This is a genomic window from Bacillus sp. AFS037270 (assembly GCF_002585305.1).
Genome location: NZ_NUNF01000020.1, coordinates 18,040 through 43,539 on the forward strand (window position 1 = coordinate 18,040; position 25,500 = coordinate 43,539).

The 25,500-nt window shown below is 36.7% G+C and carries 17 protein-coding genes and 2 pseudogenes; 16 read left to right on the forward strand and 3 right to left on the reverse strand.

The annotated features are described in order from the left end of the window. Positions 1 to 16: 16 nt before the first annotated feature. Positions 17 to 133, forward strand: a pseudogene (locus COD92_RS31555) (FAD-binding protein); the annotation flags it as partial. A 25-nt stretch (positions 134 to 158) separates the two neighbouring features. Here the strand turns inward: COD92_RS31555 and COD92_RS10510 are convergent. After that, entirely contained in the window at positions 159 to 1,037 is an 879-nt protein-coding gene (locus COD92_RS10510; RefSeq protein ID WP_176541310.1) for an AraC family transcriptional regulator, read from the reverse strand. A gap of 256 nt (positions 1,038 to 1,293) precedes the next feature. Here COD92_RS10510 and COD92_RS10515 point away from each other — a divergent pair, with 256 nt between their 5' ends. The 4 genes and pseudogenes from COD92_RS10515 to COD92_RS10525 all read left to right on the forward strand — a co-directional run bounded on the left by COD92_RS10515 (position 1,294) and on the right by COD92_RS10525 (position 7,269). Then, positions 1,294 to 3,693: a hypothetical protein gene (locus tag COD92_RS10515; protein WP_098531911.1), complete on the forward strand. Its 2,400-nt coding sequence runs from the start codon at positions 1,294 to 1,296 to the stop codon at positions 3,691 to 3,693. A 149-nt stretch (positions 3,694 to 3,842) separates the two neighbouring features. After that, positions 3,843 to 5,068: pseudogene (locus COD92_RS10520) on the forward strand (glycoside-pentoside-hexuronide (GPH):cation symporter). Between the two features lie 376 nt (positions 5,069 to 5,444). After that, positions 5,445 to 5,585, forward strand: a complete 141-nt coding sequence (locus COD92_RS31910; protein WP_176541311.1) for a hypothetical protein — start codon at positions 5,445 to 5,447, stop codon at positions 5,583 to 5,585. Between the two features lie 31 nt (positions 5,586 to 5,616). After that, positions 5,617 to 7,269, forward strand: a complete 1,653-nt coding sequence (locus tag COD92_RS10525; protein WP_176541312.1) for an ABC1 kinase family protein — start codon at positions 5,617 to 5,619, stop codon at positions 7,267 to 7,269. Between the two features lie 51 nt (positions 7,270 to 7,320). On the opposite strand, the gene COD92_RS10530 is transcribed toward COD92_RS10525, so the two are convergent. Then, complete coding sequence (locus COD92_RS10530; protein WP_098531913.1) at positions 7,321 to 7,590, reverse strand: DUF2188 domain-containing protein; 270 nt, start codon at positions 7,588 to 7,590, stop codon at positions 7,321 to 7,323. A 543-nt stretch (positions 7,591 to 8,133) separates the two neighbouring features. On the opposite strand from COD92_RS10530, the gene rfbF reads away from it, so the two are divergent. From rfbF to COD92_RS10580, 10 genes are all read left to right on the forward strand, one after another. After that, complete coding sequence (rfbF, locus tag COD92_RS10535) at positions 8,134 to 8,919, forward strand: glucose-1-phosphate cytidylyltransferase (protein ID WP_098531914.1); 786 nt, start codon at positions 8,134 to 8,136, stop codon at positions 8,917 to 8,919. Positions 8,920 to 8,956: 37 nt separating this feature from the next. Beyond that, a complete protein-coding gene (locus COD92_RS10540) occupies positions 8,957 to 9,880 on the forward strand; it encodes an NAD-dependent epimerase/dehydratase family protein (protein ID WP_098531949.1) in 924 nt (307 codons plus the stop codon). 11 nt (positions 9,881 to 9,891) lie between these two features. Next, positions 9,892 to 10,992 (forward strand): NAD-dependent epimerase/dehydratase family protein, encoded by a 1,101-nt coding sequence (locus tag COD92_RS10545; RefSeq protein ID WP_098531915.1) that lies wholly within the window; start codon positions 9,892 to 9,894, stop codon positions 10,990 to 10,992. Then, positions 10,989 to 12,242 (forward strand): UDP-glucose dehydrogenase family protein, encoded by a 1,254-nt coding sequence (locus tag COD92_RS10550; RefSeq protein ID WP_098531916.1) that lies wholly within the window; start codon positions 10,989 to 10,991, stop codon positions 12,240 to 12,242. Before COD92_RS10545 ends, COD92_RS10550 begins: the two co-directional genes overlap by 4 nt. Positions 12,243 to 12,286: 44 nt before the next feature. Next, positions 12,287 to 13,078: a DUF707 domain-containing protein gene (locus COD92_RS10555; RefSeq protein WP_098531917.1), complete on the forward strand. Its 792-nt coding sequence runs from the start codon at positions 12,287 to 12,289 to the stop codon at positions 13,076 to 13,078. A 68-nt stretch (positions 13,079 to 13,146) separates the two neighbouring features. After that, positions 13,147 to 14,121 (forward strand): phosphotransferase, encoded by a 975-nt coding sequence (locus COD92_RS10560; RefSeq protein ID WP_176541313.1) that lies wholly within the window; start codon positions 13,147 to 13,149, stop codon positions 14,119 to 14,121. A 432-nt stretch (positions 14,122 to 14,553) separates the two neighbouring features. Further along, the gene (locus tag COD92_RS10565; RefSeq protein WP_255286742.1) at positions 14,554 to 15,627 is read left to right on the forward strand and encodes a Wadjet anti-phage system protein JetD domain-containing protein; all 1,074 of its coding nucleotides are present in this window, start codon (positions 14,554 to 14,556) and stop codon (positions 15,625 to 15,627) included. Then, complete coding sequence (locus COD92_RS10570) at positions 15,618 to 17,129, forward strand: hypothetical protein (RefSeq protein WP_255286744.1); 1,512 nt, start codon at positions 15,618 to 15,620, stop codon at positions 17,127 to 17,129. Before COD92_RS10565 ends, COD92_RS10570 begins: the two co-directional genes overlap by 10 nt. After that, entirely contained in the window at positions 17,129 to 17,875 is a 747-nt protein-coding gene (locus tag COD92_RS10575) for a DUF6063 family protein (protein WP_098531921.1), read from the forward strand. Before COD92_RS10570 ends, COD92_RS10575 begins: the two co-directional genes overlap by 1 nt. Then, complete coding sequence (locus COD92_RS10580; RefSeq protein WP_098531922.1) at positions 17,853 to 22,322, forward strand: hypothetical protein; 4,470 nt, start codon at positions 17,853 to 17,855, stop codon at positions 22,320 to 22,322. Before COD92_RS10575 ends, COD92_RS10580 begins: the two co-directional genes overlap by 23 nt. A gap of 88 nt (positions 22,323 to 22,410) precedes the next feature. On the opposite strand, the gene COD92_RS10585 is transcribed toward COD92_RS10580, so the two are convergent. After that, a complete protein-coding gene (locus COD92_RS10585; RefSeq protein ID WP_098531923.1) occupies positions 22,411 to 23,250 on the reverse strand; it encodes an AraC family transcriptional regulator in 840 nt (279 codons plus the stop codon). Positions 23,251 to 23,386: 136 nt separating this feature from the next. On the opposite strand from COD92_RS10585, the gene COD92_RS10590 reads away from it, so the two are divergent. Continuing rightward, a complete protein-coding gene (locus COD92_RS10590; RefSeq protein WP_098531924.1) occupies positions 23,387 to 25,405 on the forward strand; it encodes a beta-galactosidase in 2,019 nt (672 codons plus the stop codon). Positions 25,406 to 25,500 lie beyond the last annotated feature (95 nt).

The following is a 25,500-nucleotide window of genomic DNA, read 5'->3' on the forward strand; positions in this document are numbered from 1 at the left end:
GGCGCCACAAAAACCGGCAGGTGGAAAAGGATTAGGGAGCTTCGAGGGATTTCAGTTAATACACCAATTGGCGGAAACACTTGGGGGAGCGGTTGGTGCAAACAGGGATGTGGTGGAAGCGGGTTGGATTGAAACCTAAAAGGAAAAAGCTTATTAATTCAACCTTTTCCTTTTACGCTCCTCATATGCTGTTTCCGATAGTTAAGTGGCGAAATACCATAAGTTTTTTTAAAAGCGCTTGAAAAATAGGGGCCAAAACTGAAACCACACTGTTCTGCGATTGATTGAATGGAATAATCTGTTTTTAAAAGCAAAATTCGTGCTTGCTCTAGACGATAAGTATTTAAATAATCTAGTGCAGTTACTTTATAGAATCTTTTCATATACTTAGCGATTGTGTTTTCATGAATATTAAATTGTTCTGCTAACATCGTATTTGTAATTGGCTTATGATAATGATCTCTTATAAATTGGGCCACTTTTTCTGAAATAATGTAACCGCTATCCTTTGCCATTCCTTGAGACTCCAATAGATTGATGAGAGAAAAAAAGCTAATCTGTATATCCCAAAATGATAATTCTTTATTTTCATTCGTCGTAGCCAATAAAAGCTGATCTATTTTTTTGTAAATCTCCTCATAATCTACTAATTTACACTTTTTTTGTAACTGAAGGGTATAGTTGTGATTGTGAAAGTGTAAAGATGGGATTGGAATGTCTGATTTTAGTTTCCTCGGTTCATCACCTTCTGTATAGTAACTATTTGTATAGAAATGCAGCCAATAAAATTCTGTTTCTTCATCTGTCGGGCGGGTCGAAAAATGGTGCTTCAAAGGCAGTAATACTAACATTTCGTTTTTATTTACAGTAAAATCTTTCCCATTCTCCGTTAAGTAAAGCTTCCCCTTTTTTACAAAAATAATATCGAAATACTCCAAATCACTTCTATTCGGATGCGATGTCCCTTTTTCATATTTTGTGATATTCCCTTCTATAAAGATTGGGAAAGGAGGCACTGCAATTGACACGATTTCCATACAAATCACCTCTATTTTTTCATCCTCTAACATTTATCTAAAGGCTTCCATATTTCAACATGTTCATTAGGAAAATTTTAAACCGTGTGAAATATCTTAAAAACTGATTAGAATACTTTATTTTCATTCCATCTATAGTTTGATATATTTTAGTAGCGGTTAACGCTTACAAATTATTATACCTTTGAATACTTATTAAAAACACAGTTAATTAGCCGTTTTCTTTTAGTAAACTTTTGAAAAGGAGGTAATTTTTTTGGAGAATAAACAATTCAGATTAGAAATTTCACCGAGTGGAAATTTGACAAATTTAGTATTAAAAGAGGATATTCATCAAATGAATTGGGTGATGAATTCATCATATCTTGACGATAGTGGATATGAAGAAAATGATAAATTGTTTGGAAATTTTTCTCTAAAAATAGATGGAAAAATACTAAGTAGTGTAGATATGTTCCCGACAATATCACGAGATGATGCACAAGCTACAGTCACTTATGCTTTTGAACAAATAGAAGTCAACATGAAGTACGATTTAACACATTCACAAGATCGTCTTGTTTGGAATATCACTCTAAAAAATAGTACAGAAAACGAATTGAATATTACAGATTTTGCAATATGGTCCTCTTTTTCTTATGTGATGTACCGTATCAATGATCTGAACTTACAAACAAATCATTCTGCTGCTGTCTTTCCTTCGATCTCACACGACTATTCTAAGTTGGCGTGTGTTCGCAGAAGTAATGAGGCACCCCATTTAGGGATGTATCAAACGAAGGGACAAACGTTATCAGTAGGTACTTATTGTTCGTATAATAATCTATTTTTCGAAAGCGTTTCCCCTTCTTTAGATGGGCTGCTATTTCATCAATTAATTCTAGCAGGAGGATATCCAGAGAAGTTCGAAAATGCCGATTGGTTACATGAAAAAAAGGGGTTTATTCTTCCAAGTTTAAGCGAAAAAGAATGGGAATACTCATTAGAGCCTTTTAAAAATCAAAGCGATTTTTATCTGATTGGACAAAAGAATTATGGTCATCCTATTTTTGATTTCGAACCACTTGCCATTGCGGATCAAAATTATAAATTAGCTTTCGAATTACCAAAAGATAAGGATTTAACCGATGCCTATTTCGAATATTTGGATGAGGCTGGTGAAAGAAAAAAAGAAAATATCTTTGCAGATATTAAACATGAAAAGGATAAACATCATGCTAACCTCATCTTCACTACACCTGGGGAGCATAAAATTACGATTGAAGTTGATAATCAAAATTATGATAGCGTTATCCTTAATGTAATGGAACCAATCAAAAGAACAATTGAAAATCGTTCCTACTATATTAGTAATGTGTTGTTTAATGGGGAAAACAGTGAAACCCCTTACAGTTACTCACCTATTTCCAATCAGGGTGAATCTTTAGGGAAATTAAGTCTAGTGTTAAAAAATAATCTATTAGGAACGACGAATATCAAGGAAGTTCAAAAAGTAGAAGCAAGCTGCGTCTATTATATTCGTCAAAAGTGGTTCCAAAACGGTGATTTTACAAAACCAAACAAGTTATATGGTGATTTCTACCGTTGCATGGATTTCGAATATATTGCTCATGTCTTTTACCTTCTTTCACAGTTTGAAGAGAATATTTTACAGTTAAACCATCCGGATACTTACTTATCCTGGGCAGCTGACGTGTTCTCTTTACGGGTGAATCCTGATTTACATGATAACCACCGAGGAAAAGAAGAAGCAGGAATGTTAGGCGTGTTTTTCTTGTACATTGATGAATTAATGGAAGAGCTTAAAACTCGTGGACTAACGGAGAAATATGAGGAAATCAGTTCTTTGTGGTTAAAGATCGCGCAGAATGTAGCTATTAATAGCAAAACTTATAAAGCGGCAGTTACTGAGCATTTCTATGATAATGCTGGATTTGGGCCTGCAACAGGAGCATTAGCTAAGACAAATCATTTCGATGCAGCCAAAAAATATGGGGAATTAGTCATTGCAAATATCGGCTTTTCAAATGATTTCCGTGCGCAAAGCCCTGATCGCTGGTGGGAAGCCTTATCTTATATGATTCATTCCTTATGGGGAGGAGTGACAGCTGCAGCATGTTTAAAAGCTTACGAAGAATTACATGATAGTAGATACTTAAAAGCTGCCTATCGTGCAACTATCGGTATTCTTTACTGCTATGATACAAATGCAAAAGCTACAGATACGATACTAACAACTGGGGAAGCAGCTTCAACCTATAGTATAGCAGGACCTCATATCAATAGGCCTGACTTATCTCGAAACAGATTCGGCCAGTCGACTTTCTATAGAGATGGGGGAATCTTTACTCGTTTATTTACGAAAGAAGAAGAAACGGCTGATTGGGACATGGGCGAAGAACTAGTTGCCTATTTAGATGGATTTGGAAAGAAGACATTCCTATATGAAGAAAATGGAATCGTTTCCATTGTGAATGGCTCTATCGAAGAGACTGACGAAGGACTTTTAATTACTAGTTATGCACCTTACCCGACTGAATATCACTTTTATGACGGAAATTTACATTTTACTTCAGAAAATGGAGAATCTATACCACAGCTATTATTAGTCGATGGGGAATTTAAAAAAATAAAAGAATTACTAACTAGGGAGTGAGATGAATGATGGAGGGAAACACAGCGAAAAAATTAGAAATCGGTATAAATGAAGAGACTAACTCCAAATTGTCTTTAAATCGAGTATTAGCTTACGCTAGTACAGACACGGCTGGTAATTTACTATATTGTACACTTACTAGTTTTATTATGTATTTTTATACGGATGTTTTTGGAATTTCGATCGCTTCAGCCGGATTAATTCTGCTTATTGCGCGTATCTTTGACGCTTTGGATGCACCTATTTGGGGATTAGTCATAGACCACACACGAACAAAATGGGGAAAAATCGTCCCTATTGGCTATGGCTATCCGTTCCTTTTGGGCTCATGGTATTTTTAGCTTTTTTAGCTCCAGATTTATCAGCTAGTGCCAAGTTTACCTATGCTTTAATCACTTACATTCTTGCTGGAGTCGTCTATACAGGTATTGGAACACCTATCACTGCGATTTTACCAAATTTAACAAATAACTCTACTAAACGTGTTCGTTTAAATTCTTGGAGAAGTAATGGTGGAATGATTGGTTATTTAATTACTGCTTCATTCACTTTACCACTTGTCGAGTTTTTTGGTAAAGGGAATGATAAATTCGGTTTTCAAGTCACCGTAGGCATTTCCGCCGTGATTGCGATTGCCTTACTGCTCTTTGCTTTTGCTGGAACGAAAGAAATCAATACAAAAAGTATCAAATCGATTCCTATTAAGCAAAGCTTCGGAGCAGTGAAGGGAAATTGGCCTTGGATTACTTTGGTTCTTGCTTTTATCTTCTATTGGTTAGGTAATACAGCTAGAACTTCAACAGTTATATATTATTCAGAATATAATCTTGGTAATAAAAACTTAGCATCAATCTTAAACGGGCTTGTCGTTTTTCAAATGGTATCGATCACGATTCTCCCATTTATTGTTAAAAGATTTCTGAAAACGCATACCCAGATCATAGGATTTGCGATTGCGGCCATAGGCCAAGTTATTATTGCTTTTGCTGGAAGTAGTGCATCGATGATAATCTTTGGATGGGTAGTAGCATCTCTTGGAACGGGTATTGCTGTAACATTACCATTTGCCATGTTATCTGATACGGTTGATTACGGAGAATGGAAAACAGGTATTCGTGCAAGCGGATTCTTAACTGCCATCGGCAGCTCGTTCTGTATCAAATTAGGATCTGGATTAGGCAGTTTTATCCCTTCTATCATTATGGAAAAAGCAGGCTATGTGGCAAATGTAACTCAATCGGCTACTTCTTTAGCTGCAATTAAATTTTGCTTTACCTGGTTGCCGGCTATCTTCTTTATTGTTGGAGCGATTATTATGCTGAACTACACCAAATACGAAAAGAATGAAGCGAATGTTCGCAATCAGTTGTCATAGGGGATGGCTTTCTGTTCTTTTAGGAGCAGGGGGTGATTCCCTGTTCTTGTTTGAAACATATATTGTAATTCTTGAAAATAATTTGATAACAAATTTGCATATTTAATTTCACTTTTTCTATACTAGTTTTACCTTATGACATGAGAATAGTAATAAAAAACAGACAGAATTTTATTACTTCTGTCTGTTTCTATTCGGCTACTAAGCATTACGCACACATCAGAGATAGAGACTCTACGGCACTCCCCATCAGTTGTTTGAAGATAAATGGAGGGAAAAGGCCCTCCAATTTTATTAATTTTAATACTTATTTTATGATATACCTCCTTCATTTAAGGGTATTTAATAGTAAAACATTCTTAAGGAGGATTTATCAATGCAAGAACTATTTAACTATGGTTTTCTATTCGGACCTGGAGATAATCTATATGGAAAAGATAAACAGGCTGATCAAGTGAAGAATAGGATTGAAAAAGGGATGTTAATCAATAACAAAACAAACGCAGAACAGATATAGGTTGCATATGGGGACAAATGGAATTAGACGTTTGAATCGATATAGAGAAATAGTTTCCTTGTTGGTTAAACACGGGTTTGGTTACATCGTCCAAGAAGTCGGTTTAACCGATACCCTTACGTTAAAAGACCGGTTAATGGCAGATTTTAAACAGGGGAATTCGAAGGAAATGGGATACCGCTTACGCCATTTATTAGAGGAGCTTGGCCCGACGTTTATTAAGTTAGGCCAGCTCCTTAGTATTAGGAGTGACCTATTACCAGTTGAAGTTATTCGTGAATTGGAACTGCTTCAGGATCATGTCAATCAAGTTTCAATTAATGAGATTAAGGATAAAATCCAGCTCGAATTCGGACAGTCGGTGGAGGATGTATTTGTTCGCTTTAATGAAACACCGGTCGGGTCTGCTTCCATCGGCCAAGTTCATGAAGCGGTACTGCCAACCGGCCAGGAGGTAATGGTAAAGGTACAGCGGCCAAAAATAACCGAAACGGTTTTTGCGGACCTTGAATTAATAAAGGACCTATCTAAGATGATGGAAAACCACTACGATTGGGCGGAACAATACCATATAACAGATTTGATGGATGAGCTGTCAGAATCGATCAAAAATGAACTGGATTACATGGAGGAAGGCCGGAATACCGAAACAATTCAGCTTCAATTTGAAAACCATAACGGCATAAAAGTCCCCGAAATTTATTGGGATTACACTACAGCCAAAATACTTACTATGGAACGGATCGAAGGAATAAAAATTACCGAGATCCAGCAGCTTAACCTAAACCAGGAGGAAAAAAGACAGATTGCTGATAGGTTAGTAGAATCGTTTGTTACCCAAATTTTAAGGGAGGGTTTCTTTCATGGAGACCCTCATCCTGGTAACATTCTTTACAATCCTAATACACAGCAGCTGGGGTTCATTGATTTAGGGCAGATAGGCAGATTATCTTCGAGAAAAAGATATGATGTGACCACATTGATGATCGGTCTTATGAACGAAGATACTGATTTAATAGTGAAGGCTATGTACAGGCTTACCTATGTCCCCTTATCGGTGGATGATAAACAATTTTATGATGATATGGACAGAATCAGAAAAAAATTCAGCCATACCCCTTTAGGAGAATTGAATTTTGGTTTGACGATCAACGAACTCTTTTCGGTTGCACATAATCATCAGATTTATATCCCAACTGACTTCATGATGCTGGGTAAAACTTTAATAACGTTAGAGGGAATTGCTTCAGATATTGATCCTTCATTAAACCTGCTTGAACTGGCCAAGCCTTACGCTCAACAACTTTTGGTAGAACGCTATAATCCTGTCAAATTTGGAAAAAGGCTTTTGACCGATGCAGAGGATATGGCTGAAAGCTTTACGAAAATTCCTGGCCAGCTTGAGGAAGTTCTTCAGAAAACTTCCGAAGGGGACTTAAAGGTGAAAATTAGTGTACATGAGCTTGATGATATTTTTACAAAAATTGATCGCTTAAGCAACAAATTTTCGTTTAGTTTAACACTGCTCGCCTTTAGTATCGTGGTTTTGGGTCTAATCGTTGGGGCCACTTTTGGATCCAACACCATTCTAACCAGTATACATGCTCTCGAGGTTGGCTTTGTGATTGCGTTCTTAATGTTTTTATGGATTATTTATTCCATCATTAAAACGGGCCGCTTTTAACTGCTCTTCTTCGCATTAAAATACCCGGGAAGGCTAACTTCCCGGGGCATTTTAAGATTCCATGTAATTATGCTGTTGTTCAATTTTACCGTCATCATCATGAATGTATGCGATTGTTTTAGATTCTTCTGCCATCCGTTTGGCTTCTTTTATAGCCTCACTCTTTGAATCTTTTGTGCAGGCTGGTTCCTGCCTGCCCTCAATCTTCACCGCCCAGCTCTCTTCGTCATGGGGAACTACATGGAACCTTGCATCATCGGTCCCAGCTCTCTCTTTAAAATATTGGTCACGGTCAATTTGGTTATCTCTTTTATTTGTCATGGGTTTACCTCCAAGTATAATTTTTTCTTATACCTTACATTTACCCGATTGACGAAATCAGAAACCTAACCATCATTCCTAAAAAACGATAATAAGGTCAGTTACGATAGAGAATTATGAGTTAAGTCAGGAAATGGGCATTCGGTCTTTTTTCTATTTATTAGTCAAATTGAGTCGTTTAACCTATAAGAGTCCTTGATAATCTTTATTATCAAGGACTTTTTTTATAACAGAAATATTGGGAAGAAATGGCACAGGTGAATAGGTGGCATCTTCTTCTAGTTTATCGTGATCAGATTCCCAAAAGACTTTTTTTAGAATTTGTAAAATTTAAAAGGTTACACACCCATTCAAAATATACAAATAAACATAAAATATATGGAGTTTTTAAAAGAAACTTTTCGAAGTTGTATGAAGACAAGCTGCGATAAAGTATTAAGTAACTATTTACATTCCTTTTGAATTCTTTGAGCAGATATCATCTGGTGTAAAAGATTATTTAATAACATCCACTTTAAGGATGGATGCAAAAGGGGGACGATGATGAAAGTAGTCATTTTAGCGGGAGGATTCGGCACTAGAATAAGTGAAGAAACAAAATTAAAACCAAAACCTATGGTTGAAATCGGAGACAAGCCAATACTATGGCATATTATGAAGTTATACTCCAGTTATGGTTTTAATGAATTTATAATCTGTTTAGGTTATAAAAGTCATGTGATTAAAGAGTATTTCTCCAATTATTTTTTATTTAATTCCGATATTACCTTTGATTTTCAAAAGGAAAACAAATGTACCATTCACCAGCACTCTACTGAACCATGGAAGATTACCTTAGTTGAAACTGGTTTAAATACCTTGACAGGGGGCCGGATTAAGAAAATACAGAGGTTTATAGGGGACGAGCCTTTTATGCTAACGTACGGAGATGGAGTGAGTGATGTTAATTTAAAAGAATTAGTTCAGTTTCATCACAACCATGGAAAGATTGCTTCAGTAACAGCTACACATCCACCAGGCAGATTTGGCATTCTAACTTTGTCTTCTGGACAAAAGGTAGAAAATTTTCAAGAAAAAATAGAAGGGGACATGGACTGGATCAATGGAGGCTTCTTTGTATTACAGCCAGAAGTATTTAATTATTTAAATGGTGGGGATCAAACAGTGTTTGAAAAGGAGCCATTGGAGAACCTTGCTAAGGATGGTCAGCTAATGGCCTTTAAGCACACGGGATTCTGGCATCCAATGGATACTTTAAGGGATAAAGTGTATTTGGAAGAGCTTTGGAATAAGGGAAATGCTCCTTGGAAAATATGGGATAAAAAATAAGCGGCAAAAAGTAATCCTTTTAAACCAGGAGGAAAGTATGAAAATTCTAATTACTGGTTCAACTGGCTTCTTAGGAAGTCATCTAACCAAAGCACTGGTCAATGAAGGTCATGAGGTCATTATTTTAAAAAGAAGCTTTTCAGATACCTGGAGAATTGCAGATATTTTATCAAGTGTGACAGTTTTTGATGTTGACCAAAGTCCGCTTGAGCAACCTTTTACAGAGTGCGGGCCGATTGATGTTGTTATTCACACAGCAACGAAATATGACCGTAATGGGGAAAACGCTTCACAATTACTTCATACCAATGTCTTGTTTCCATTAAAGTTATTGGAAACAGCAGCTGCATTCCAAACAAAAATGTTTATTAACACGGATTCTTTTATTCATAAGAACGATTTAGGCTATCGATATTTACAAGGATATGCATTAACTAAAAAACAATTTTTAGAATGGGGAAAGGAGTTTGGTAATTCAGAAAAAATTCACTTTATTAACGTAAGGTTGGAGCACATTTACGGCTCATTCGATAGCCAGACAAAATTTGTCCCATATATTATGAGAAGCTGTTTAAATAATCTCCCCGAATTACATCTTACTCCAGGGGACCAAAAAAGGGATTTTATTCATATCAACGATGCAGTTACTGCTTATTCACTGTTAATAAGGCAAAAGATTACGGATGTTCCCTGGTTTAAGGAATATGAATTGGGCACCGGAGAAACTGTAACCGTTCGTAAATTTGTAGAAACTATTCATCAAAAGTCTCTTTCTAGAACGGTACTTAAATTTGGCGCCTTGCCTCACCGGGAAAACGAAATAATGGAATCAAAAGCAAATAATGAAGACATTAAAAAATTAGGTTGGAAGAATGTAATTAGTCTCGAAAAAGGAATTGAATTCCTTATAGAGGATGAAAAAAATATTCTTCTACCAGAAAATGATTCTAATAAAGCATAAGGTGGTTAAAAATGGAGCCTGATAAAAAAAATAAAATTTATCAAACAGATCTTCAGTATATTTATCAAAATCTAAGCGATATCGAAAGGGACAAACTTAGGAATTCATCCATTCTAGTAACTGGATGCGGCGGATTTTTAGGTTATTATTTAATGTCTTTTTTAGCTGAATATTCAGACAAACTAAACATCAAAAAAATTATTGGAATTGACAATTTTAAACTTGGAAAACCGAAATGGCTTATAGAATTAAGTAAATTGAGTAATAAAATTGAACTTTACCCTGTTGACATTACTCAATTTTCTTTGTTCGACCATGAGAAAATTAATGACGTTGATTTCGTTATCCACATGGCTTCAATTGCCTCGCCAACATTCTACAGAAAATATCCACTTGAAACTATTGATGCAAATGTATTAGGTTTAAGAGCTTTACTTGAGTTTTACAAAAATAAGGAAATTAAAGGAGTATTATTTTTCTCAAGCAGTGAGGTTTACGGTGACCCAGACCCAAGCTATATTCCTACACCCGAGGATTACAGAGGCAATGTTTCCATGATAGGGCCGCGTGCTTGCTATGATGAATCAAAAAGATTTGGGGAGACACTTTGCTATTTATACGCTGAAAAGTTTCAAATGCCAATTTCAATTGTCAGACCATTTAACAGCTTTGGGCCAGGTATGAGGCTTAATGATAAACGAGTTCCGGCTGATTTTGCAAAAGCAGTAGTTGAAAATAAGAAGTTAGTTATGTACTCCGATGGTAATCCAACTCGAACATTCTGTTATGTGGCGGACGCAATCGTCGGTTATCTAAAAGCCTTACTATATGAACCTTTTGATTACTTTAATATAGGAATGGATACACCAGAAATCTCCATAAAAGAATTGGCTGAAATATATAAAGAGGCAGGTTCAATTATTTACAATTTTAACCAGTCTATAGAATTTAGAGAATCAGAGGAATCAAGTTATTTAACACATAATCCTTCAAGGAGATGTCCAGATATTTCAAAGGCAAAAAAACTTTTAGGCTATGCTCCTTCTATTTCTGTTGTTGAAGGGGTACATCGCTTTTTGTCCTTTTTGAAGGAAGGGGGAGAAATCCATTGATTACTGTAATTGGACTAGGCTTTGTAGGCCTGACAACGGCTCTAGGCTTTAGTGATAAAGGATATAAAGTTTATGGTTACGATATTGATCAAAAGAAAAAAGAGCAGTTAACAAAGGGATATATTCCCTTTTATGAACCATATCTCGATAAGAAACTAAACGAGCACTTAAACAAAAACTTTGTTATGGTTGACGATTTACAACTAGCTGTAGAAAACAGTGAAGTGATCTTCCTTTGTGTAGGAACTCCGAGTAAAACAGATGGAAGTGCTGATTTAGGTTACATTTTGGAGGCAATCAAAAGTGTTGTTGCCTATATAAAAAAGCCGGAATATAAAGTGTTAGTGATTAAATCCACTATACCACCATCTGCAACAAGCAAAAGCATTAAAGCCTTTATCGAAAGCCTTGGTTTTAAGGTAGGTATCGATATAGGATTAACCAATAATCCTGAATTTTTGAGAGAGGGATATGCTTGGGATGATTTTATGAAGCCGGATCGAATTGTTATTGGTCAGGAAGATGATAAAAGTGGACAAATAGTAGAAAAAATTTATCAGTCCTTTGATGCCCCAATTTATAGGGTTACTTTAAATTCTGCTGAATTTATTAAATATTTGTCTAACACCTTATTGGCAACCCTCATTAGTTTTGCAAATGAACAATCATTGATTGCCAGATCAATAGGTGACATTGATATAAAAAAAGCTTTTCAAATTTTGCATCTTGATAAAAGGTGGTTTGGTACACCGGCTAGCATGACTTCGTATGTTTACCCAGGTTGTGGATTTGGAGGATACTGTCTGCCAAAAGATACAGCGGCATTAGTTAACGAGTCGTTAAAGAACTCTTACTCTCCAGAAATACTAATGAGTACTTTAAATGTAAATAAAGGGATAAAAGAGTTTATTGTCAATGATATCGCAGGTAAAGTGAAGGAAAAAGAAAAGATTGGAATTCTAGGGTTAGCATTTAAACCGAATTCAAATGATGTAAGAGATACACCAGCAAAAGCAATAATTGAACTACTTATACAAAGAGGATACAACAATCTAGTTGCTTATGACCCAATGGCAATGGAAGAATTTAAAGAAAACTACACACTTCCGATTGAATATTCGTCTAACTTAAATTCGCTGCTCTCTAAAGTAGATCATGTTGTTATTTTAACATCCTGGGATGAATTTATAAAAAACGAAGAACCAATAAAAAAGAAACAAGTGTTTGACTATCGTTATCTATACAATTAGTTAATTTCCATGTAATTACGATGGGAAAAGGAGTGGTTTAATGTATGACGAAAAAAAAGGACAAATCTAAGAAGGATAAAGTTAATACTGGGGCAAAAGTTATTAAACCTATTCGTTATACGGGAGATAAGCGGTTTCTCGTTATGGCTAGAGTTGGGGATTCCTCGCTCCATAAAGAGTGGTTAGAGCCAATAGAGCATAAAAACTTTGACTTATACCTTGAATATTATGGTGATGGACAAAATGATTACAAAAATGATTGTGAGTTTTATGCTAAGGCAAAAGAGACAAAATGGCCAAGATTTTACGAGGTCATTAAAGAATATGGAGACGAGATTTTTAAATATGATGCTATATGGATGCCTGATGATGATATAAGTACCAATTGTTCAAACATTAATAAAATGTTTGATATCTTCATGCAGTATAACTTATCCTTAGCGCAACCTGCTTTAACAAAGGATTCCTATTATTCTCATAAGATTACAATAAGAAAGCATAAATATTTTCTGCGCTATACAAAATTTGTAGAAGTAATGGTTCCAATCTTTTCAAGAGAAGCTCTGCAATTATGCTGGGATTCATTTCGAAAAAGTAAATCGGGCTGGGGACTAGATAGCATCTGGCCGAAATTATTAGGCTTTCCAAATGATAAAATGGCGATTATTGATGAAATACGTGTAAAACATACTAGGCCTGTTGGAGGGGGGACATTATATAAGGATATTCAAGGTTCTGCTTATGAAGAACTAGATCGTGTTTGTGAAGAATATGGGCTTACTGAACAATATGATTTTAATGTTTATGGTAAGATTCGAAAAGAAAAGGACAAATAATCAAACGAAGTTTTATTATTCCGGGCACAGTTGTCTGCAAAATCAATATGAACATTGGGAGGGATTATGTGTCCAGTGAACAAACGAATACAATAAAAGATATTTATGGATATGAAATAACAGTAGACGAAATTCAATGGGTATGCAAACAGCACGATTTAGGGGATATTAAGAAAATCTATGGTGTTCTTGGTGGAAAAAACAATGTACCGATCTTAGTAGAAACAAATAAAGGAAAATATGTTTTGCGATATGTAACCTATGCTGCCTCTAAGGAACGAATAAATGATATTGAGGATATTATATTATGTCTCAATAAGGCTTCTCTACCTGCTGTAAATGCAATTAAAGATAGATTAGGTGAAAATTATACATTTACTAATAATAGAATGGTTCAGGTGTATCCTTTTATAAATGGTGTAAAATTTAAATTTAGGCCTGAACAGATTAAAGCAAATGCGAAAGTGCTTAAAGAGTTTCATAACGCTCTAAAATTATACAAGCCGGACCCTTTACCCGATAACCCCATCTCCCTTACGGAAGAATACCTCCAAAAAAGATTATGCCGATTATACAAAAATAAAGAATCCATATCAGAATCCTCATTATCTAGAATAAACTCCTTATATTCTACTATAATCAACCATTGGAGGGAGGCTGACAAAAATAATTTAGAAGAAACCATTATCCATTGTGATTGGCATCCTTGGAACCTTCTTTATCATGAGGATGGCTCTGTTGCTTGTATCCTAGACATGGATCATGTTCAGCCCGGAAATCGGATCTATGATGTAGCATATTTTATCTATTGGATTTTAAAATTTAACTCCGATAAACAAAAAAGACAAATATATATGGAGATGTTTTTAGATGGGTATGGCAGATTGACACCTGAAGAAGAGAGAATCTTACCATTAGAAGTTTCAAAAATTGCGTTAAACATTATTATAAAAGACGTATTAAAAGCAGAGAAGGAATTAAAAGAAACTGAGCCTCTCATTCAATATCTCCTTAGTCACATAGGAAAAGGATTCTTACATTAAACACCAATTTCTTATATAGGACTCTATTGAAATGATTTTTAGACTTTGTCAAATACGTCAGCAGAAAAGGTCACTGGTTCATCAACACAGTTCTCCTTTGGGGGGCAAATGGAAGAAAAGGAGGTTTACATAAACCTCTTCAATACTTGTTTAATGCAATAAAAAATGAGAAACTGGTCACTAACCGCACGGTGAATTTATCACTGTGCGGTTATTTATCGATTCATGAAATTTTGGAAAATCAAGAAACATTTCTGTGATATGAAAAAAATTGGGGCGTCCTTGTGCGTGAGTGTATTGGTCTATATGCAGAAAACTATACTTTCATGAAAAAATCATTTACCGAGAAAAACGTAACTAGTTTATAATATAAGGATGCCCAAATTTGATAGTAGGAGTCAATTTCCTACAACGCTTAGTAGATTTAAGAAGGTGATTACAATCAATATCATTGAAACAAGGGTGAGAAGTTTTATTGAAGATATCCAACACCCTAAACAAAAAAAGAAAATAAATATTAATGATTTGGAAATTCAGTTGCGTAAGCTTTTGGATGATTATTTTGAAATGGATGGTTATTCGTTGTTTTATCGTACAATCGAAACATTGCAAGCTGAGGGACAACTGACCCCTATTACAAATAATCAATACAATGGAAGGACACCGGCGCTTGCCTTATACTACTGGGTTAATATTAAAGCTCAGGCAGCCAAATGGGATCGTCTCGCGATGATGAAACTAGGAGATCTGTTTGATTTTTCCTATTATGAACGGCATCCCGAATGGCAAACGGTAGAGGAATGGAGTCGAATCCAGAATCTTTATACTTTTCTAAAGTCCAGTCAGGAACGGGAAATCGTGTCAGTCGAAGAAAGAAGCCTCGAGCTCTTTGGTCATGAAAAATTCTTGCTAGACGGAGATAGTTTCCCTGAAGGAAAAGGTTTTTTAGCTAGAATTGGAGTTTCAGAAGAGCAACTAAAAATGGTGAACTACGGGGAGCCTTTTGTATTTTGGATGAAACAAGGGAAAGAACTAAAAGATATTCAGCGGGTCCTAATTGTTGAAAATTTATCTTTCTTTCATACTTCCATCAAGTTATTGGAAGTAAATGAACTCGATTATGAACCTGAACTGATTATTTACGGTGAAGGGACTAAGATTGAACGGAGCTTCTCTTTTTTCTTCCGAATGTTTCCAACTAAACCCTATCTTTTCTATTACGCAGGAGATCTTGATGCCGCCGGATACGGTATTCTCATTCGCTTAATCGAAAAGTACCCAGATTGCTGTATCCAGCCCGCCTTGAAAATTTACCGCAAAATGCTTGATTGTCTAGAACAAAGGAATGACCAGAAAATGGGCCAGACACAAAACACCCAATACCGTGATCTATTTTTTCAATGGTTTACTGAAGAGGAGCAGGCGCTATTACGGCAATTATGGCAGGACAATAAACGAATAGCTCAAGAAGTATTAACAATCGAATCATGGAGGAGATGGAAGTGAACGAATCATGGGAAGGATTCGCCCAGCGTATGCAACGGTTAAATCCGCTATTTGAGCTCGGGAGGGGAATGGAAGTAGGGGAGCTGAAGCCCTATATCCAAACGATTCTCATGCAAGTGCTCCTCACCATCTTTTATCGAGAATTAAACGATGATGATCATAGACGCAAAGCAGATATCAAGTATATGGTAGGAGATTCCATCAAGCAAATGAGGCTCTTAGCAGACGATAAGCAAATTGAACGGATTACAAGTGGGCTTTTATATCAGGGAAAAGAAGAGTATAGTAAACCGTTTGAAGCCTTATATTACGATGAAATAAGACAATCTTGGGAAACTCAGGTCTTCCGCTATGTCACAATGGATGAATTATATACGAATCTAGAGATGGGCGGGTCAATTGTTTATAAACTCACGGATGTAGCTCAGGAAATGATTTTTATGAGCAGGGAAATGGCTGAGGAGTTCTCCATCACAATTGAACAACTCTATAGTATGCAGCTGATTAAAAACGGTAATTTTCGAAAAGCTACTCGAAACCTCGATCACCTCATTTCACGAGTAAACCGCTTAATGGCAAATGAATTTACCTTTCAAAAGGAAATGATTAACAATCCCAAAATCTTATTGATGGAAGAAGAATGGCAAAGGGCCGACAATCGTGTTGAAATTGAAAAGCAATTTGAAGAAGAAAAAAATCACTTCCGTACAATCACTAGTATGATAGAAAAAACAAAACGAAGGAATGAAAAAGATGATTTGATTCAGAAGGAACTCATTCTTCTTCAAGAAAAAATTGGCCATACAAGGCAATTGCATGATCGTTTTGCTAAGCTAGTTATTCAGAATATCTCCTATGAGATGAAATTAAAAGCGGAGAACCCTTCATTGTTCTGGGAAAACAGCTTGGTTTCATTTCGTGAGCATTTTTATGAAAATTGGTTAATGAAGGAAGGCGTTCAAGGTTTTAACGAAATAGAACGAGTGCTTTCTCCTATATTTTCACCGAAGAATGAGTTTATTTTGCCGCTTGATTGGATTTGGGGTGAACAAGAATTTAATGAAACCCTACAAACGGACATTGTAATCGAAGATGAGGTGGAAGAAACCATTACTCGTAAGCGAGTAACAAATTGGGATTCTGTTATTAAGGCATGGAGTTATGTTTTTCAATATTTACAAACATACGGAGAGTTTTCTTTAGCTGATTTAGTAGAGTTGCCATTAGAAGTACAGGATCTATGGTTTGAGGAATCTGAAACGATTGATTTATGGATGATGTTTGATAAAAAGCCGCTGAAGGTTCAAGTACTGCATCGAAAAGAAGATACATTAAGCGATGAGAGGGAAATTCTTCTTTATAAACTAATGATGGAGTATCCGCAATTTCAAGTGTTTGAAGGCTTAAAGATCTTTACATCATTTGATCATCGGGCTGAACCATTTACCTGGTACAGAATGAAAATAACCCCATTTAAAATATGTGTAGAGGAGGAGAAATGATGAATGCAGAAACGATTAAAAGAGCATCAGCTGTCTATTTCACACTCTTAAAAGATAAAGTAATTGACGAAAATAGTGAACACTTCCAGGCTTATTTTAATCCGGAAGTGAGGCAGACCGTTCTTTTATTAGCGGACGAATCAGGTACATATATCATTGAGTCACCAAAGCGCATCCAATTAGTGGTCCAGCCAACCGGTTCTGTCTTTGCGACGAATTTTACTCATTTGAAAGAAAAACATCGGCAGGTTGAAACGAAGAAACACTTTCATCTTATGAGCGTTGTCATTATGTCATTTTTGGCAGCAATTGACCGTAACCAAGCGGCAAAAATTCGCACAAAGCGGGAAGGAATCAGCTACTACGCATTAGAGCGGCAAGTGAACGATCTAATAATGAATTGGGATAGCATTCTTAAAGCGAAACCTGCCTTTGGGGAAGAAGAAAGAATTGATATGAAAGAAGTAGTGACCACATGGAAATACATGGAGGTCGACACGGAGGATTATGCTGTTAAAAAAGGTAATAGACGAACCAGAATTGGGCTAATTGCAGGTGCGATGCGTTTATTAGAGACGGAGGGGCTAATTGTTATTCTTGACCGGGACGATATTCCAAAGGCGATTCCGAAACAAGAGCTTTTTGAGCGAATTGAGTACTTGTATCACGATTATGATCGTTATGAATTATTTAAAAAATTAATGACTTCAGAGGAGGGTGAGCATGCCGAAAATCCATCGAATTAGAATTGTTGGCCTCAAGTATGATGGCATGCAAAAGCAATATAAAGATACCACTTTTAATTTCCATAATGAGGAGACATCAACAAATGGCCTTATTGCCATGATGAATGGGGGCGGGAAAGGTGTGTTCCTGCAAACGATTTTCCAAATACTCAAACCTGGAACTTCGTGGGGAAAACAAAACAATCGTTACTATCAACAATTCTTCTTTAATAATAAAGAACAATTTATTCCCTATACCTTTCATGTCCTTATTCAGTGGGAATTGGACGGTGCAGATTGCCGGCATCTAGTCACGGGAGGAATGTTTTCGGCTGAACAGCGGATTTCGATGAGTGAAGAAAGTGGAAGTGAAAGTAAAACATTGGAGCAGGAAGCAAAGATCCTTCCTAATATTACATTTTATACAAGAGAATTTGAAAGGAAAGAAGAGGCAGCGCTAGAGCATATTCCACTCTATGAGAATGATGAGGTTGCTGAAACCGAAAGTTTGAAGGATTATTTAAAATGGAATGGATATGACGTTTACCGAGATACGAAGAAGCACTATCGCATCCTTGATACATACGGAATTAACCGTAAAGATTGGGATATTATGAAGGACATAAACAAGGATGAAGGGGGCGTTGGGAAATACTTTGAGGGAGCTGAGGATGATTATTCCCTGTTCCAAAAAAGAATTATTCCGACTGTTAGTCAAGTCTTACATCGAACCGAACATCAAAAGAACGATCTTGTGGAGATTTTTAAGAGCCAGGCCAGTATCGCAAAAGACCTGCCTGTTCTCTTAAAAAGAGAACAAGCCCATAAAGAGTTTTTAGAAGACATTGTTCCATTTGAAGAACACCTTGATAAAGGAATAGAACATAAAGAAATTGTTCAGAAAAGTATACAGGTAGGAAGACAACTGCTTGGTGCTTTAGAGCATTTGAAACAAACGGAAGAGGAAACGCTGCTTATTTTAGAAAAAGATATAGAGAAATTAATATTAAGGCAGGCAGAATTACGTTATCAAAAAGACAACTTAGAGTATGCAAAAGCTCACAGAGAGGTTATGGATTGGGAAAAGAAATTAGTGGAAGAACGGACCAAGCATACTTCTTTACAAGAGATTGTGAAAGAAAAACAGGAACGAAAAGAACAATTGGTGTTTCAACTGTTATTGAAAGAGTGGAGTGAAAACGAACAAAGTATACTCTCACTTTCGCAGCAGATAGAGAAATTGGAACAAAATAGCGGTTTAGAGCAAGTCAGTCAAAGAATGGATGAAATCAAAAAAGAAGCAAGCGTACAATGGGAACATGCCTATCTCTCCATCCAAGAAGCTGTTAAGCAGTATGTGGGGTATCAAAAGTTTCTAAATAAAAAAGGAACGGAGCTTTCTCGACAAGATAAACAAAAGACAAAAGACATTGCACAGCTTAGTACGGAAATTGATTTTCTCTATACGGATATACATAACTTTGAATCAAAGGAAGTGGCACTTGTTCAAGATTTTGGCGACCGCTTAACCTATGACTTAAAGGGGCTGATCGAGAATCTTTTTAAACAAATTGAAGACAGAAAGGCTAAGTTAGAAGAGTTGCAAGCAAAAGAGAGAGAATCGAGCGAAAGGAAAAATCAACTTGCTACTTCACATGGAACTCTCGTCCAATCCATTCAGTTCTCACAAGAAAAATGTGAAGAATTAAAGGTTACAAATGAACAGAAAAAGCAAAAAGAAACAAAACTGCTAGATAAGCTTCATGGTTTATTAGATGGTGTCACAGGGCCGTTTACCCACTCTCTCTTATCGAAGTATGCCACACAGATAGAAGAAATGCTGGTCCATAACCGAGAACAAGGGGAACAAATTAAAAAAGATCTTTGGGAAACACAACTTGATCATTCCTTAAATGATGAACATTTCTGGATTCCCAATAAAGATGTGAAAGAACTAAAGGAATGGATCGATGAGAAGACTGGTATTGATGTGTTTTATGGAACCCATTTTCTTCAATCTTTAAGTTTAGATGAAATGACAAATTATCTCTTGATGTATCCGCTCCTTCCATATGGTTTAGTTGTCAATCAACATCAATGGCAAAAAATTAATCAGCAGGTTCTTTCAGGAAGGATGTTTAAAAGTCCTGTTCCCATTTTCTTGCGTGAGGAAATGAACCGCGAAAATCCCCAACCATCCTTTGTGATTATAAACGGAACAGAGAGAGAGCTATTAACAGATAAAAATCTATTTACTAACTGGAAAATAAAGATTGCTAAACAAATAGACGAGAAGAAAGATACCCTCGTTGAAATGGAAAAAACAGAAACTTCCTTACGTCGTATTTTAAAAGAAATCGATCGTTTTTTATTAGGCGAGCTATCTAGTGATATAGAAAGAGCACTGCATCAAGAACAGAACGCTCTTCTTTCAAAGAAATCGAAATTACAGGAAATCACCACACAGGAAGATAAAGAAAAAGAATTACTGCTTCAGCTCAAAGATCAGATGGAAACTACAAAGCGAAAAATAGGGAAGCTTTCTAAAGATGTTGATGCATTAGAGCTGTTTGACCAAGAAAAGACCCTATATCAAGAAAATAAACGGGTGAGACTGGAGAAAGAGAAACAAAAGGACGCCTTAGGTTCTCTGCAGCAAGAAATAGTAAAAGAGCACCAAGACATCGTTGACCTGCAAAACAAGTGGAATCAAACGTATCTAGAATGGAAACTTACAACCGAACAAAATATCAAGGAGATTTCCTTCTTTATAGAGGGAGCAGCTTTTCCTACTGATGAAAAAGCAGACCAAAGTGAAGAGGTCCCCCGCCTATCCCAACATTTATTAAAAGAGATAAATGGAAGTATTGAAGAGCTAAAACAGCTCCAAAAATCAAAGGAAGAACAGGCTAGAGAACTACTTGTTATTCAAGCAAGAAAAGAAACCGAACAAAAGCAGCAAAAGAAATTAGAGAAAAAACTCGATTCACAAAATAAGGATTGGAATCAAGCTCCAGAACCGGATGAACCTATTAGTATATTAGAAAATATGCTCCAAACCGCACAAAAGGAGGCGAAGACTGCGGAAAAAGAAGAACGGGGACAAGGAACGGCTGTAACCGTAGCAGAAACCTCGTTAAAGCATGCCACTGAACAGCGCGACAAGTCAGGAAAGAAAGTGGAAAAGCATGAAAAACAGCCTGAAGCATGGGAAGACCTTGACTTAGTAATAAAGGATGTAGAAATTAAAGACCAAACAAAATTAGCGAAAGAAGAAGTAAAAAAGGCTGAGAAACGCCAAAAAGAAACTGAAACGAATATTACTGGATATGAAGGGGATTTATTAACCTTATCCGTTATCCTAAAAGAGGAAGCAGCGGCATTTACGGACGATGATGTAGAAAGAATTAAGAGTCAAGGAAAAGCAGGAATCCTGTCCTGGTGTGAAGAACATCAAGCGATTCAGGAAGAAGGCCAAGAGAAGCACGCGAAAATCGAACAATCATTGCGTAATCTAAAGCTTACGATTGAGGGCAAAGATTGGGAGATTCGGTTTAAAAATGAAGTACTAACAACACTAGATCATATGGATACCAGGCATTATACGCATATCCAAAGCACTGTTAAAAATATGAAGCGTTTTTCACAAAGTGGATTGGAACAATTAGAACGAGATAAAGAAAGGGCAGAAAAGGCTCAAAACTTCTGGGCTAGCCGTGCCAGCATGAAAGTGATGAGTATTTCAGAGGCCATTCGTTCCATGATTGCGAAAATGAAGCTAAAAAATGAACGAGGGTCCTTCCCACTTGTCCAGCTCAAAGAAGACATTTTACCTAAAAAGGCAGAAGATATCGAACAACAATTGAAGAATCATTTTGTTGCTGCTATTAACAAAATAACCAAACAATTTGATGTGATAGATGATTTTAATCAATCATTAGACCAAGAAATAAAACAACTCATTAGTGATGAGCAAATTTTATTTGTATCACTTCGAAATCGATATCCTGAGCTGCTCGTCTATAATATGCGAACCGATAATGCCTTTATGTACGGAAAACCGCAAAGAGAGCATTATTCAACATGGCAGACCATTAATCAAGGTTCTAAGACAAAATCCGATGGTAGTGGGGGACAAAAGTTATCGGCTCGAATGGTGATGATGATGATGTTATTATCAGTTAAAAGCGAAACAGACCAAAGCTGGGTTCCTTTAGTCTGTGATAATCCATTCGGACAAGCTGCATCGGCACATGTCCTTGACCCGATATTCGCAGTTGCTGAGAAACTGAAGTTCCAATTCATCGTCGTCACTCCACCCGAACTTGTGAAAACGGAAATCAGCCAAAGATTTGACGCTTATTATAAATTGGATTTCATTCGTGAAAAAGGAAAAGAAATTGTTTCGGATACGATCGTTCCAGCTTTTCGGATTTATCAGGGAGAGGAAGTCTCTGAAGTAAGGTAACACCATGATACAATCGAGGATTAACGTAAAAATCTCACTTTCATATGGAAGGTGGGATTTTTACTTGTAACAGGGAAATTAATCTATTTTAAAGTACACCATTTAGGTTACGATATTTTTCAGGTGGAATCCCGACCATTTTCCTAAACGTAGCCACAAAATGGCTGGTGGAACGGAAACCCACTTGCAGGGCAATTTCACCGACTGTAATGCTATTGTTTTCTAAAAGGAGTTTCTTAGATTGCTGGATTCGTAAATTAACAAAATAGGCATATGGCGTCACGTGAAAGTTTTTTTGAAACAATGAATTCAGATGGCGTTTCGATGCATTGATAAAGAGTGCCATTTCATCAAGGCCGACATCGGGGTTGGAAAGTTGGGACTTCATCCAGTCAATGAGTGAATGTAACGTTACTAAATTACTGGTTTCTTTCAAGCTGTTTTTATTGGTTTTCCCGTATTTTTTTAGAAGCAGGAGAAATTCATAGACATTTGAGGAGGCACTTATGCTAAAGCTGTCTGTTGTCTCATCACTTTCCTTTAGCGCTTTATTTATGTAAGTTGAAATCGGTGCTTCCTGTTCCCAGTGAAAGAAAGCAGATTGATAGAGTCCAAGTGTAATTAGAATCTCTTTAACCATCGTGCCACTGAATGTTACATAGAGTGTTTTCCATGGAGAGGAATCACTTTGTTCATTCTTATACGAATGGGCCATGTGCGGGAGGATGAGGACACCGTTATTTGGCGGGAGATTTATTTTTTGATTTTGAAGCATGATAGATCCTAGTCCGCTAAAGGTTTGAATCCAATGGTAATAAGGATAACCTTTTGGACGTGTGATAGATTCTTGTGCTGGATTATAACCAATAGTTTCAGCAAAAAGCGGCAGTTTACTTTCATTTAAAGGGATTAGGAAATGTTTTTTCATCGTTTCGCTCCTTTCCAGGAACCGGTTTGCAAAATGTTCCTTTTTATTATATCGCTTTCCATTATATTATATTTAATACCGTTTTGTAATCGCATACAATGGAAATATAATGATACAAAGGAAAAAGGTGATTACTATGATAAACGAAAAGCTCCCTAAAATTTGGTATGGCGGAGATTATAATCCAGAACAGTGGGAAAAAGAGGACTGGGATGAAGATGTCCGTATGTTTAAACTTGCAGGAATTGATGTAGCTACATTAAATGTTTTTTCCTGGGCGTTAAATCAAACCGATGAAGAGACTTACAATTTTTCATGGCTGGATGAACAAATTGATCGTTTATATCAAAATGGTATTTATACATGTCTGGCAACTAGTACTGCAGCACACCCTTCCTGGATGGCTAAAAACTATCCAGATGTATTGAGGGTAGATTATCAAGGAAGAAAACGAAAGTTTGGCGGCAGACACAATTCCTGTCCGAACAGCCCAACCTACCGGAAGTATGCAGAACGGATGGCAGACCGGTTAGGAGAAAGATATAAAGATCATCCAGGAGTGTTGATTTGGCACGTGTCTAATGAATATGGCGGTTACTGTTATTGTGATAACTGTGCTGAGAGTTTTAGAGAATGGCTTCAGCAAAAATACGGAAACTTAGATACTTTGAATAAAACGTGGAATACTCGATTTTGGGGCCATACGTTTTATGATTGGGATGAAATTGTGCCGCCCAATGCTATAAGTGAAGAGTGGGGTGGGAGTTCTACTAATTTTCAAGGAATTTCCTTAGATTATCGCATTTTTCAGTCTGATAGCTTACTAGAGTGCTTTAAACTAGAGCGTGATGTCTTGAAAAAGTATACTCCTGATATTCCGGTAACAACGAATTTAATGGGTACCTATAAAGAGCTCGATTATTTTAAATGGGGCAAAGAAATGGATGTTGTTTCTTGGGATAACTATCCCGCCTATAATACACCAGTAAGTTTCACTGCAATGCGGCATGATCTTATGAGAGGCTTGAAAAGCGGACAGCCTTTTATGTTAATGGAGCAGACGCCAAGTCAGCAGAATTGGCAGCCCTATAATTCGTTGAAGCGGCCTGGTGTAATGCGTTTATGGAGTTATCAGGCTGTGGCACGTGGAGCAGATACGATTATGTTTTTCCAATTGAGGAGGTCGGTTGGAGCCTGTGAAAAATACCATGGAGCGGTTATCGAACATGCTGGTCATGAAAATACAAGAGTTTTTCGGGAAACAGCTACACTTGGCAAGGAGCTGGCACATTTGTCCGATACCTTGCTCGATTCTCGTGTACAAGTTAAGGTCGCAATCGTGTTTGACTGGGAAAACCGTTGGGCAACGGAATTATCAAGTGGTCCATCAAAGGCATTAGATTATGTAAATGAAGTTCATAAATATTACGCGGCCTTATTTGGAGAAAATATAGCGGTTGACATGATTGGTGTGGAGGAAGATTTAAGCAAGTACGAAATCGTCCTTGCGCCCGTGTTATACATGGTCAAGTTAGGTTATGCGGATAAGATAAAAGAGTTTGTTCAAAATGGAGGAACGTTTGTGACGACGTTCTTTAGCGGAATCGTGAATGAACATGATCTTGTCACCCTAGGCGGTTATCCAGGAGAACTGCGGAATCTCCTTGGAATTTGGGTGGAGGAAATCGATGCGCTGCCGCCTGAAATGAAAAATCAAATTGTCGTGAAAAAAGAAGCCGGCAGTCTAACCGGCACCTATGAGTGTAGTTTGCTGTTTGATATTATCCATTCAGAGGGTGCAGAAGTACTGGCTGAATATGGTTCGGATTTTTATGTCGGTACACCTGTAATTACGTGTAATTCATTTGGAAACGGAAAAGCGTATTACGTAGGAACATGCCCTGACACAGCGTTTTTAACGGATTTTGTCAAAACGATTTGTGAGGAAAAGGAGATAAAACCATTACTTGATGTTCCTAAAGGGGTGGAAGTGACGCAGAGAAGAAAGGATGGCAGCTCTTACTTATTTGTCATGAACCACAATGCGTCAGCAGTTGAATTCGAGATTAGTGAAGGAACAGACCTGTTAACAAGTAAGGAATTAAACGGGACAACCTCATTAGAGGCATATGGAGTCATGATTGTAAAACAATAGGAAGGAGACTATAGAACATATTTTCAACTGATTTAGGTAGTTTCAAGGAAACTGCAAGTAAAAACATCCTTTTATCAATCAAAGGATGTTTTTTT

Bases quoted from the DNA above. Each gene is read 5' to 3' on its own strand.
- COD92_RS10570 (WP_255286744.1), top strand. From the start codon at position 15,618: ATGGAAGTGAACGAATCATGGGAAGGATTCGCCCAGCGTATGCAACGG.
- COD92_RS10590 (WP_098531924.1), top strand. From the start codon at position 23,387: ATGATAAACGAAAAGCTCCCTAAAATTTGGTATGGCGGAGATTATAAT.
- rfbF (WP_098531914.1), top strand. From the start codon at position 8,134: ATGAAAGTAGTCATTTTAGCGGGAGGATTCGGCACTAGAATAAGTGAA.
- COD92_RS10545 (WP_098531915.1), top strand. From the start codon at position 9,892: ATGGAGCCTGATAAAAAAAATAAAATTTATCAAACAGATCTTCAGTAT.
- COD92_RS10530 (WP_098531913.1), bottom strand. From the start codon at position 7,590: ATGACAAATAAAAGAGATAACCAAATTGACCGTGACCAATATTTTAAA.
- COD92_RS10575 (WP_098531921.1), top strand. From the start codon at position 17,129: ATGAATGCAGAAACGATTAAAAGAGCATCAGCTGTCTATTTCACACTC.
- COD92_RS10585 (WP_098531923.1), bottom strand. From the start codon at position 23,250: ATGAAAAAACATTTCCTAATCCCTTTAAATGAAAGTAAACTGCCGCTT.
- COD92_RS10580 (WP_098531922.1), top strand. From the start codon at position 17,853: ATGCCGAAAATCCATCGAATTAGAATTGTTGGCCTCAAGTATGATGGC.
- COD92_RS10540 (WP_098531949.1), top strand. From the start codon at position 8,957: ATGAAAATTCTAATTACTGGTTCAACTGGCTTCTTAGGAAGTCATCTA.
- COD92_RS10510 (WP_176541310.1), bottom strand. From the start codon at position 1,037: ATGGAAATCGTGTCAATTGCAGTGCCTCCTTTCCCAATCTTTATAGAA.
- COD92_RS31910 (WP_176541311.1), top strand. From the start codon at position 5,445: ATGCAAGAACTATTTAACTATGGTTTTCTATTCGGACCTGGAGATAAT.
- COD92_RS10555 (WP_098531917.1), top strand. From the start codon at position 12,287: ATGACGAAAAAAAAGGACAAATCTAAGAAGGATAAAGTTAATACTGGG.